Source organism: Sphingobium sp. (assembly GCF_041987595.1).
GTDB lineage: Bacteria > Pseudomonadota > Alphaproteobacteria > Sphingomonadales > Sphingomonadaceae > Sphingobium.
Genome location: NZ_JBHIWJ010000010.1, coordinates 57626 through 69204 on the forward strand (window position 1 = coordinate 57626; position 11579 = coordinate 69204).

The following is an 11579-nucleotide window of genomic DNA, read 5'->3' on the forward strand; positions in this document are numbered from 1 at the left end:
CACCTTCAGAGCGCTACGAACCGGATCGCCTGACCCCCGCCCGGCGCCAGATCAATGCTCAGCATATCGCCCTTCTTCACTGCCTTCTTCTCGATCAGGATGGCATGGCGCGCATCGGTGCGATAGTCCGCGCCCGGCCCGTCACGATAGATTTCAGCGGTGTAACGCCGCCCCCTATCGAGGAAATCGAGCTTGATCTGACTTGAGCGCGCTTCTTCATCGCCGATCGCGCCCAGATACCAGTCGTTGCTGCCCCTGGCCTTGCGCGCGATGGTCACATAATCGCCCACCTCGCCATTCAGCACGCGGGTATCGGACCAGTCCGTCGGGACATCCTTGATGAACTGGAAGGGAGCGGGATATCTGGCATAATTTTCCGGCGTATCGGCCGCCATCACGAAAGGCGAATAGAGCACGACGTAGAGCGCCAGTTGCTTGGCGATGGTCGACTGGATCGCGCTACCGCCCGATCCGGTCAGGCTGAGTACGCCCGGCGTGAAGTCCATCGGCCCGCCCAGCAGTTGGGTGAAGACAAGGTTGGCCTCGTGCTCTGGCGGGTTCTTGCCGCCGATCCATGCATTATATTCCATGCCGCGTCCCCCTTCGCGCGCGACCCAATTTGGATAGGTGCGGCGCAGGCCCGTATCCTTCACCGGCTCATGACTGTCGATGCTGACCCTATATTTGGCGGCGGTCTGCACGACGCGCAGATAGTGGTTCACCATCCACTGTCCTTCATGCCATTCGCGATGCCGCGAGCCATCGGAATCGACCCGTTCGATCTGCCCGGCGTCGGTGACATAGCCGGTTTTGACGACCCGCTCGCCATGGTCGGCCGCCCACTTGAAGGCGCTGTCGAGCTGGCCGTCATAATGGCTGGCGGAGCCGCCCGTCTCATGATGGCCGATCAGGGTCACGCCCTTGTGTCCGGCGTAAGCGGCGAGGGCGTCCGCGTCGAAATCCTCGGTCGGCTGGGAAAAATTCATGTCGTTGCCATTGCCCAGCCAGTTGCCGTCCCAGCCGACATTCCAGCCCTCGACCAGCACGGCCGGGATGCCGCTGGCGGCGGCGAAGTCGATGTAGCGGCGGACATTGGCGGTGGTCGCGCCATGTTTCGGTCCGCGAGCCCATGTCCAGTCGCCCTTGATCATGTTCCACCACACGCCGACGAACTTGCCCGGCCTGATCCAGCCCGACACGTCGCCCAGCTTGTTGGGCTCGTTGAGGTTCAGGATCATATGGTTCATGTACAGCCCCGTGGCATCGTCCGCGATGGCTATGGTGCGCCAGGGAGTGGAGAAGCCGGCGTCGCGTGAAACCTTGGGCGCCCCGGAACCGGGCGTCAGCGCGGCGCGGAAGATGTTTCCCTGTGCACGGGCGAGGTTCATCCCGGCATAGTCGACCAGAGCCGCCTCATGCAGTGCGACATGGGTGCCGCTGTCGAGCTTCACCGTCATCACCGTCTGCGCGGTGCCGACCGCATCGAGGGGCGTCCTGTTGTAGAGATATTCCTCCCGGTTCCATTCAAAGGCGGGCTTCCACCAGGCGGTGCCGCCTTCCGCAAAGGCAAATTGGGTCAGTTCCTCCGCGATGTTGGCATGATGCAGATTGGCTTGATCCGGCAGGGTATAGCGGAAGGCCACGCCATCGTCGAAGAGACGGAAGGTCACGTCCATCTCGCGCTGGAGATCGCTCCTCTCGCGGAAGGCGAGGCGGATTTCGTTATGATTGTCGCGGATGTTGGACCATTCGCCCCAGGGCTGGGTCCATGTCGCGTCGCTCTTGTCGGTCTTGGTGTCGGCGAGCATCAGGTTTCGCTCGATCTTCGGCGCATCGGTGAACATGAAGCCCAGGCGGCTGTCCGCGATCAGCGCCTTGCCGTCGCGCTGTACGGCGTAGCTGGGGCGGCCTTCGCCATCAAGGCTGACGGTCAGCGTGATGCGGCCATCGGGAGAGGCGGCCTTCGCCACCACATCGGCATGGGCCACGGAAGGGAGAAGCGAAAGCGCGCAAAGGGGCAGCGCAAGCGCGGTCAGTTTCTTCATGATTTTTGTCCTTTTCAGGCTTGCGCAACGAGGCCGGAAGCGGCGGGGAAATGCCACTCCGTAACGCCACCGGTAGAAAGCACTGGCTGCCAATGGCCCTGCGGCGTCCATGTCACCGGCTTGTCACCGAGATTGAAGACGCAGAGCATATGTTCGCCATCCTGGGTCCGCTCGAACGCCAGAATGTCTTCGGGCACATCCAGAAAATCGATCGTGCCCACCCGAAGCGCTGGCGATCCGTTGCGCAGGGCCATCACCTTGCGGGTCCAGTGGAGCAGGGAGTCCCGATCCGCCTCCTGCACATCCACAGCGAGGAGGCGATGCGCTTCCCCGATGGGCAGCCACGGCTTTGCGTCGGAAAAGCCGAGATAGGGCGCGTCCGACCGCCACGGCATCGGCGTGCGCGCGCCATCGCGGGAGAGGGTCAGCGGCCAGTTGGCGATGGCTTCAGGGTCTTGCAGATCCTCAAAGGCAATATCGACCTGTGGCAGCCCCAGTTCCTCGCCGTAATAGAGGAAGATATTGCCGCGCAGGCAGGCCAGCAGCAGCATCTTCATCCGGCAAAAAGCGTCTGGGTCCACTCCCTTGGCCCAGCGCGACACAGCGCGCGGAGCGTCATGATTTTCGAAAGCCCAACTCGGCCAGCCCGTTCCGGTTTCGGCAGGCCATTTGACGAGCGCGCTTCTCAGAAACTCGGCCGTCAGCTCCGGTGCATAGAGAAAATCGAAACCATAGGCGGTATTGAGCCTGCCATCGCCCTGAGTAAATGCTTTCATCTCCACATCGCTTTCAGCGCCACCGACCTCGGCGACGGTGAAACGATCCTGATATTCGTCGAAGACCTGCCGCACCTTCTCCAGAAACAGCGGAATGTCCGGATGGCTCTGGCTATATTTCTTGATCTGGAAGTCGAAGGGCCGGGTGCGGACCTTGCCATCGTCGGGCGCCGGCGGATTGTCGCGCAGCTGCGGATCATGCATCGAATGGTTGATCGCGTCGATGCGGAAGCCGTCCACCCCCCGGTCCAGCCAGAAACGAATGATGTCGAATATGCTGTCCTGCACATCTGGATGGTGCAGATGCAGTTGCGGCTGCTCGCGCAGAAACTGGTGCATATAATATTGGCCGCGCCGCGCATCCCATGTCCAGGCCGGGCCGCCGAACACCGACTGCCAGTTGTTAGGCGGCGAGCCGTCCGGCTTGGGATCGGCCCAGACATACCAGTCCGCCCTGGGATTGTCCCGGCTGGAGCGGCTTTCGATGAACCAGTCATGTTCTTCGGAGGTGTGTGCCCAGACCTGATCGACGATGATGCGCAGGCCGAGTTCATGCGCCTTCGCCGCCAGTGCGTCGAAATCCGCCAGCGTGCCGAAGATCGGATCGACATCGCAATAATCCGACACATCATAGCCGAAATCGCGCATCGGGCTTTTGAAGAAGGGCGACAGCCAGATGGCATCAACGCCCAGCGACGCCACATAGGGCAGATGGGCGGTGATGCCGTTCAGGTCGCCAATGCCGTCGCCGTTGGAGTCGGCAAAGCTGCGCGGATAGATCTGGTAGATGGTTGCGCCGCGCCACCACGGGAGATTTCGGTCGGTCATTGGGCAGGAGCACTCCGGACGGCGCATACGCTGTAGCTGAGAGGGGGAAGGAAGACGGCGAGGTTGCCGGGGGCAGAAACGCCAGCGGCGCACCTGGCCCCGGCCAGCGTCGTAAACCGGCTGGATCGGCTGTCGACCTCGACCTGCGCCTCGATCGGGGCGGTGGAGGTGTTGAAGGCGATCAGCACTTCGGCCCCGCCGTCGGGATCGAAGCGGGAGATGGCGAACAGGCCGGGTTGATCGCCACGGGCGCGGATCACCTGATGACCCCGCCGCAGGGCCGCGTGGCTCGTGCGCAGATGTGCCAGCTCCGCAATCTCGCGATAGAGCGGATGGCTGGTATCGAAGCGCGGCGTGGCCGTGGTCGCGTTCGTGCCGAGCAGGCGATTGTCATTATAGCTGGCAACCCGGCTTGCGAACATATCCTCCCGCGCATCCTGATCGCCGCCATCCCCGACAAAGCCCTGTTCGTCGCCATAATAGAGGGTCGGCACGCCGCGCATCGTCAGCAGCATGGCATTGGCCAGCATCACCCGGCGCAGCACTTCATCTTCGCTCGCCCGGGGGAAGGCGCGGCGGACGAAAGTGGAAAAGCGCCCGGCATCGTGGTTGCTGATGAAGGTCGGTAACTGCCGCGCCGTCGCCTCCCCGTCGCGATAGAGCGCGTCGCCTTGCAGCATCCGCTCCCAGATTGCCGTTGGGCCGTTGCCGGCGACCGTCTCCAGCGCGGCCTGACGGAAGGCGAAGTCCAGCACCGCCGGAAAGCCGCCTTCCCTGGTATGCCATGCCAGTGGACTGGCATCGATGGTCTCCACCGCGACCTCCCCGAAGATGTGGAAATTGGGGATGCCCCTCGCTTTGGCACGGGCCTGCATGGCAGGGACGAACTGCCGCCAGAAATGCGGGTCGACATGACGGGCCGTGTCGATGCGGAAGCCATCGATCCCGAAACGGTCGATCCAGCCCCCGAAAATGTCGATCATCCCCGCCACCACGCGCGGGTGCTCGGTCATCAGATCGTCCAGCCCTGCAAAGTCCCCCATGGTCGAACTCTCGCCCGAAAAGGTCGTTTCTCCGCGATCATGATAATAGCGAGGATCGTTGAGCCAAGCGGGGAATTTCACCTTTTCCTCACCCTTGGGCACATAGGGGGTGTAGGCGTATGACGGGTCCGTCAGCCGCGCGAAATTGGCTTCGCTATGGTCCTGATCGCCCGCGAAGCCCATGTTGATCGCCCTGCCCCCGATACCGCCGCGCCGCTGATAGGGATAGTCGGCGCGCGAGCGATAGGCGCAGGGGCCGGCGGGACATTCGCGATAGCCGATCACGTCCGCCGTATGGTTGGCGATGATGTCCATATAGACTTTCATCCCCCGCCGATGCGCGGCCCCGACCAGCGCGGCGAAATCGGCGTCGGTGCCGAAATGCGGGTCGACATGGGTAAAGTCGGTAATCCAGTATCCGTGATAGCCTGCGCTTTCCTGCCCCTCTGGCCCTTGCACCGGCTTGTTGCGGAAGATCGGGCCGACCCAGATGGCCGTCGCGCCCAGCCTCTGAACATAGTCGAGGCGGCGGATCAGCCCTTTCAGGTCGCCGCCATGGTAGAAGCCTTTTGAGGTCGGATCATAGCCATGCGACAGGCGATCTCCTTTCAATCCTCCTTCGTCGTTGTCGGGGTCGCCATTGTCGAAGCGGTCGGGCAGCAGGAAATAGATGACCTCATCCTGCGGCAGGCGCGCGCGGAAGTCGGTGGACGGTTCGGCTGCGGGCGAAAGGGCGGGACAGGCAAGAGCGATCAGCGCAGCGGCCAGCATTGCTTTTCGTCCGCGCATTCCTCGTCCCTCCGCTTCTTTCCCAGGCTTGACCTGAAAGCTGGTTTACGTTCCCTCTTAACCGGGTCCCTGCGGCCGGGCCAAGCGATGAGCATACGTATTCAAAGATCGGCCCAGGAGGGACTTCAAACTTTAATTGGAAGAAAGTACAGCGTATTTTCAATCGCTTGTGGGTGATATTCTGCCGGTTTGGTGGACATGGAGATAGGTGTTTCCACTTATCGGAGAGCAGAAAAGCAGCGAAGGGCGTTCGGCTGCAGGTTCCAGCCTGAGGCGGTAAAATAGGTCCACGCGGCGCACCAGATCAGGGAGGCGGGGGCGTTGATGGCGGTGAGACAGTATATTCGTCATGTTGCCCCGATACGGAAATCTCGTTCCATCGGTTACCTTTGCGACCGGCCCCTTAGGATTGTCATCAAGCAAGAGGGTTTGCAATTCCGGGGCCGAACGGCCACAACTCTTTCCGTCATGGTTGGCACATGACGTGCTCACCGCACGGATTATTTGGACATATTGGGGCAGAGAATTCGCATGATCCTGAGAATGTTCGCGGTTCGGCTGGTTTGCTGCGCCTTGCTGGGTCAGTCGTCTCTTGCCGTCGCTCAAGACCGGCCGGTCGTTCCCATGTCTCCCCAGATCGACGCCAGCCGGCCGGACTGGGAGAATCCAGCCGTGTTCGAGCGCGGCAGGGAACTGGCCCGCGCCACTGGTTTTCCGTTCGAGAGTCGCGAACTTGCGCTTGCCGATGATCGCGCAGCGTCGCGGCGCTTCATGTCACTGAACGGACAATGGAGCTTCTTCTTTTCGCCGAGTGTTGATAGCGCTCCCATCGATTTTTTCCGCGAAGATTTCGATGTTTCAACATGGAAGAAAATCCGCGTGCCGGCCGACTGGCAGGCCGAAGGCTACGATCAGGCGCGGTATAACAATATCACTTACCCCTTCCCAGGAAATCGTCCCCTGATCCCGCATGATCGCAATCCGGTGGGATCATACCGGCGCGATGTCGATATCCCGTTGGGCTGGTCGGGCGAAGATGTGATCCTGCATATCGGCGCGGCGGGCTCTGCCTATCATGTCTGGGTGAACGGCCAGCAGGTCGGCTACAGCGAGGACAGCAAGCTTCCTTCCGAGTTCGATGTTACCCGGTTTCTTCGCCCGGGCCGCAACAGCATCGCGATTCGCATCTATCGCTGGTCGGACGGGTCCTATCTGGAAGATCAGGACTTCTGGCGGGTCTCCGGCATTGAGCGTGAAGTCTATCTGATGGCGGCGCCAAAGGCGCGCATTCGCGATTTTGCGGTGCGCGGGGGCCTTGCGAACAATTGGCGCGATGGCACTCTGGACTTGATCGCCAAGGTTCTGCCGGGCAGCAAGGCGATGACGGTGCGCGCCACCCTGCTCGATGGCGACAGGACTCTTTTGCGTCGCACAGCGTCAGTCCGGGCGGGCGAAGGCGAGCAGACGGTGCGCCTGAGCGACCGGTTGAAGGGCGTCCGCGCATGGTCGGCGGAAACCCCCAATCTCTACACGCTGCTGATCGAGCTGCTTGATGCGAGGGGCGATGTCACGCAGGCGACAAGACAGCGGGTCGGCTTTCGCGATGTTGCGATCCGCGACGGCCAACTCATGGTGAACGGGCGCCCCGTCTATATACGCGGCGTCAATCGGCACGAGCATGATCCCGATACCTTCCATGTCATCTCAATGGATTCGATGCGCCGCGACATCGAGATGATGAAACGCAACAACGTCAATGCCGTGCGCACTTCGCATTATCCCAATGATCCACGATGGTACGACCTTGCGGACGAATACGGCCTTTATGTCATGGACGAGGCGAACATCGAGTCCCACGCCTATATGGAATTGGGCTGGAAAGGCGACGCCGAGCGCGAACTCTACCAGCTGGGCTATGACAAGGCATGGGAAGCCGCGCACATCTCCCGCGTCGCCAACATGGTCGAGCGGGACAAGAATCATCCTTCGATCATATTCTGGTCCCTTGGCAATGAAGCAGGCATCGGCCCGGCGTTTGAAAAGGCGGCGGCCGAGGCGCGGCGACGCGATCCCACGCGTCTGATCAGCTATCTGGGTTGGGGAACGCTCGAAGAACCCAAACCCAATGCCTATGCCGATATCTTCGCGCCGATGTATTACAGCGTTGCCCAGACCATCGAATATGCGCGGGACCCGCGCTTCACCCAGCCGCTGATCCAGTGCGAATATTCCCACATGCAGGGGAATAGCGGGGGCAACATGGCGGATTACTGGGAGGCCATTTATGCCAATCCCAACAAGCTGCAAGGGGGGTTCATCTGGGACTGGGTCGATCAGTCGATGCACGCGCGGGATGAAAACGGCGAGCCTTTCTGGGGCGCCGGCGGCATCTACGGCCCTAATCCGGGGGGAGACATCGAATTCGGCGACGGACTGATTCAGCCGGACCGCACGCCGAACCCGCATTTGTTCGAAATGCGCAAAGTCTATCAGCCGATCGCCTTTCGCACGCAGGATGCGGCGACTGGTCGCTTCGCCGTGATCAACCGGCATGATTTCCGCAATCTCGCCGATTTCGACCTCGGCTGGCTCCTGCTGGAGGACGGGATCGAAGTGGCACGCGGCGCGCTGCCTGCGCTCGACGTTGCACCGCGTGGCGAGGGCGAACTCGCCATCCCGCTCCCGGAAGGCAGGGACGGGCACGAATATGTCGTCACGCTCACGGCGCGGGCGCGCGGCGATGTGTCGACGATGCTCCCCGCCGGGCATCTGGTCGCATGGGAGCAGTTCGTTCTGCCGGGGGGGAGCTTCAAGGTCGCAGGAGCGCCCGGCTCGGTCCGGGTGAGCGAGCAGGGCGAGAGAGTGACCTTGTCTGCGGCTGGCAGCGACCTTCAGGTCGACCGCACCACCGGCCTTGTAAGCTATCGCAAGAATGGTCAGGCCATTCTGTCCGGCGGCACGCCCAACTTCTACCGCGCCCTCACTGACAACGATCTTGGAACCCGGATCGAGCGTACCCACGGCGTTTGGAAGACGGCTTCGAATGAACGCATGGTGGAATCGGTCGCGGTGGAACGTGCTGGCGGCAACGCAAGCGTACGCGTGAGGTTCGTCGTGGCCGATGGCGCCGCGCGGTTCGAGAGCCGGTTCTGGATGAAGGGGGATGGCAGCGTGGCGGTCGACGCGCAGTTCACCCCGCTCGCCACGACCCTGCCGGATCCGCTGCGCGTGGGCATGATGTTCAGCATGTCAACCGGCTTTACGGACCTTGAATGGTACGGGAAGGGGCCGCATGAGAGCTATCAGGATCGTCAGGCGGGCGCTGCGCTTGGCCGGTGGGCCGGGCGCATCTCGGAACAGAACCACGACTATATGCGCCCGCAGGAGACGGGCAACAAAGTGGGCGTGCGCTGGCTCGCCGTCCGCGGGCAAAGTCTGCCGATGCTGACGGTCCGGGGAGATCGGCCGCTCTCCGTCAATGTGCTCGCCTTTCCCTATGATGATCTTGCGCGCCGCCCGCCGGGCACATGGCGGAGTAGCGACATCGTTCCCAACGGGCAGGTTACCGTCCTGATCGACGCGTTGCAGAGTGGCCTGGGTGGCACGGACAGCTGGAGCCCGCTGGGCAGGCCACTGGAGCAGTATCGCATTCCCGTGGCTCCGCTCCATTATGGCTTTACGCTGGCGGCCCATCCCGCTGCCCCGGTCACGCCGGGCGCCCGGCCCGCGACCGCGACGGGGACGCCGATCGCGTTTTGAGGCATCGCCGCGACTATGCGGCCAAAGGCAGATCGGCATTCTCAAAAGTCAACGCCGGGGCCAAAGCGCCGATTTCATGAAAGCCGTTCGGATTGGCTATGCCGCATTTCGGGCACCAGGCTCAACCGGCACAGAGGCGGAAGGACATGCACATAGGCGGACGACCTCAGGCGGTGGTCCCTTCGCCGATGCTCAACAGGTGGAAAGAGCACTCCTTATCGGTCGTCTCTAAAGAGCTGAAGCAGCATGTCGGCGATCGGCGCGCCATCACAGGTCGATCACCGGTCGCACGCCGGCACGGATCGCGGCGCCATCGCGGCCCGGCGGCTCTCCGAAGAGGCGGCGATAGTCACGGTTGAACTGGGAGGGACTTTCATAGCCGATCGCATAACCGACAGCAGCTACTTCTGCGCCTTCGCCCAGGAGCAGGCGCCGGGCGGCCTGGAGACGGATCTGCTTTTGGAACTGGATTGGCGACATCGCCGTAGCGGCCTGGAAATGGCGGTGGAAGGTCGCGGGACTCATGCCCGCGAGACGCGCGAGATCGGCGACTCGAATCGCTTCCGCATAATGGTCCCGTATCCAGGCGACGGCACGCGCGATCCGCGCCATGCGGCTGTCCGCCAGACCGATCTGGCGCAGCATGCCGCCGTGAGGGCCGTTCAGCAGTCGCCAGACCATCTCGCGGCGGATCAGGGGTGCGAGAACGGCGAGATCCCGAGGCTGGTCCAGCAGCGCAAACAGGCGCGCGAGCGGATCGAGCAGGCAGGCATCCATCCGCGCGACCGCGATGGTCGCCAGATCGTCCGGCGGTCGGGCTGCGCTACTTTCGTCGAGAAGCAGGTCCGCCACCATGGCGGGCGCGATCGCAAGGCTGAAGGCCATATAGGGGCGTTCCGGACTCGCCTCGACGATCTGGGCAGTCACCGGCAGGTCCATCGAGGCGATCAGACATTTGCCCGTGTCGTAACGGAAGGCCCGTTCCCCGAGAAAGCTGACCTTGGCGCCCTGCAACACGCCGCAAAACGACGCCCGGTAGACGGAATGCATCAGGGCGGAAGGTCGGTCGGCCACCATAAGCGTCAGCCCGTCCAGCGGCGGCTCCCTTCCGAAGGCGCGCCAGTGCGCGGTCAGCAGGGCGCGGGATTGATCGAGCAGCACTTGCGTCATGCCTCTTCCTTCCGCCCTCTGCCGCGGAAAGGAAAGCGTAATCCGCGCGCGTTGAGAGGATCGTGCAAGACTGTGAGGCGATCCGCGTCGTCGACCGGACACCGTCCCCCTATCTCGGCGACACCCTCAGCGAAGAAAGGAATTCTCCATGCGCTATCACCAACTCGGCTCCAGCGGCCTGTTCGTCTCGGAACTTTGCCTTGGCACCATGACCTTCGGCGGGCGTGAAGGCATATGGGGGCAGATCGGTCAGCTTGGACAGGAAGAAGCGGACGGCCTTCTGAAGGCGGCGGTCGATGCGGGAGTCAACTTCATCGACACGGCCAATGTCTATGCAGGCGGCGAGAGCGAGCGGATTCTTGGTCAGGCGATCCGCAACCTCGGCCTGTCGCGCAACGACCTGGTCGTCGCCACCAAGGTGCTGGGACCTATGGGCGAAGGCCCCAATGCGCGCGGCGCGTCCCGAAAGCACATCATGGACCAGTGCAAGGCCAGCCTCGGACGACTGGGACTCGATCATATCGACCTGTACCAGATCCACGGCTTCGATTCCGCGACACCGATCGTCGAGACGCTGGAGGCGCTCGATACGCTCGTGCAGGCCGGGCATGTTCGCTATATCGGCCTCTCGAACTGGGCGGCCTGGCAGATCGTCAAGGCGATCGGCATCGCTCAGGCCCGGCAGCTCGCCCCCATTCTTTCGCTCCAGGCCTATTACACTCTGGCGGGGCGCGACCTTGAGCGCGAGATCGCGCCGATGCTCCGTTCCGAAGGTCTGGGCCTGATGGTCTGGAGCCCACTGGCCGGCGGTTTCCTGTCGGGCAAATACAGCCGGGCCGACGAACAAGCTGGCGGCGGACGCCGCGCTACCTTCGACTTCCCGCCGGTCAATCGCGACCGCGGCTATAGCGTTATCGAGGCGATGCGCCCGATTGCGGACGCGCACGAGGTCAGCGTCGCCCAGATCGCCCTTGCATGGCTGCTGCATCAGGATGTCGTCACCAGCGTGATCGTCGGCGCGAAGCATCCCCGGCAGCTCGCCGACAATCTGGCGGCCGTCGACGTGCGACTGTCGGACGAGGATCTGGCCGCACTGAACAAGGCGAGCGCCCTTCCGGCGGAATATCCTGGCTGGATGTTGGAACGTCAGGGCGAGTATCGGGCCCACA

The 11579-nt window shown here is 62.7% G+C and carries 6 protein-coding genes; 2 read left to right on the forward strand and 4 right to left on the reverse strand.

The features are described 5' to 3' along the window. Window positions 1–5: 5 nt before the first annotated feature. The 3 genes from ACFC3J_RS04695 to ACFC3J_RS04705 are packed head-to-tail and all read right to left on the reverse strand — an operon-like array spanning window position 6 to window position 5463. The gene (locus ACFC3J_RS04695) at window positions 6–2045 is read right to left on the reverse strand and encodes a glycoside hydrolase family 97 protein (RefSeq protein ID WP_375195045.1); all 2040 of its coding nucleotides are present in this window, start codon (window positions 2043–2045) and stop codon (window positions 6–8) included. Window positions 2046–2059: 14 nt separating this feature from the next. Beyond that, entirely contained in the window at window positions 2060–3649 is a 1590-nt protein-coding gene (locus tag ACFC3J_RS04700; RefSeq protein WP_375195046.1) for an alpha-glucosidase family protein, read from the reverse strand. After that, on the reverse strand, window positions 3646–5463 hold the full coding sequence (locus tag ACFC3J_RS04705; protein WP_375195054.1) for an alpha-amylase family glycosyl hydrolase: 1818 nt from the start codon (window positions 5461–5463) through the stop codon (window positions 3646–3648). Before ACFC3J_RS04705 ends, ACFC3J_RS04700 begins: the two co-directional genes overlap by 4 nt. 549 nt (window positions 5464–6012) lie before the next feature. Between ACFC3J_RS04705 and ACFC3J_RS04710 the strand changes: the two genes are divergently transcribed. Beyond that, on the forward strand, window positions 6013–9240 hold the full coding sequence (locus ACFC3J_RS04710) for a glycoside hydrolase family 2 TIM barrel-domain containing protein (RefSeq protein ID WP_375195047.1): 3228 nt from the start codon (window positions 6013–6015) through the stop codon (window positions 9238–9240). A 267-nt stretch (window positions 9241–9507) separates the two neighbouring features. Here the strand turns inward: ACFC3J_RS04710 and ACFC3J_RS04715 are convergent, their stop codons facing one another. After that, a complete protein-coding gene (locus ACFC3J_RS04715) occupies window positions 9508–10410 on the reverse strand; it encodes an AraC family transcriptional regulator N-terminal domain-containing protein (protein WP_375195048.1) in 903 nt (300 codons plus the stop codon). A gap of 148 nt (window positions 10411–10558) precedes the next feature. Here ACFC3J_RS04715 and ACFC3J_RS04720 point away from each other — a divergent pair. Next, a partial coding sequence (locus ACFC3J_RS04720; protein ID WP_375195049.1) for an aldo/keto reductase occupies window positions 10559–11579 on the forward strand: 1021 nt, incomplete at its 3' end.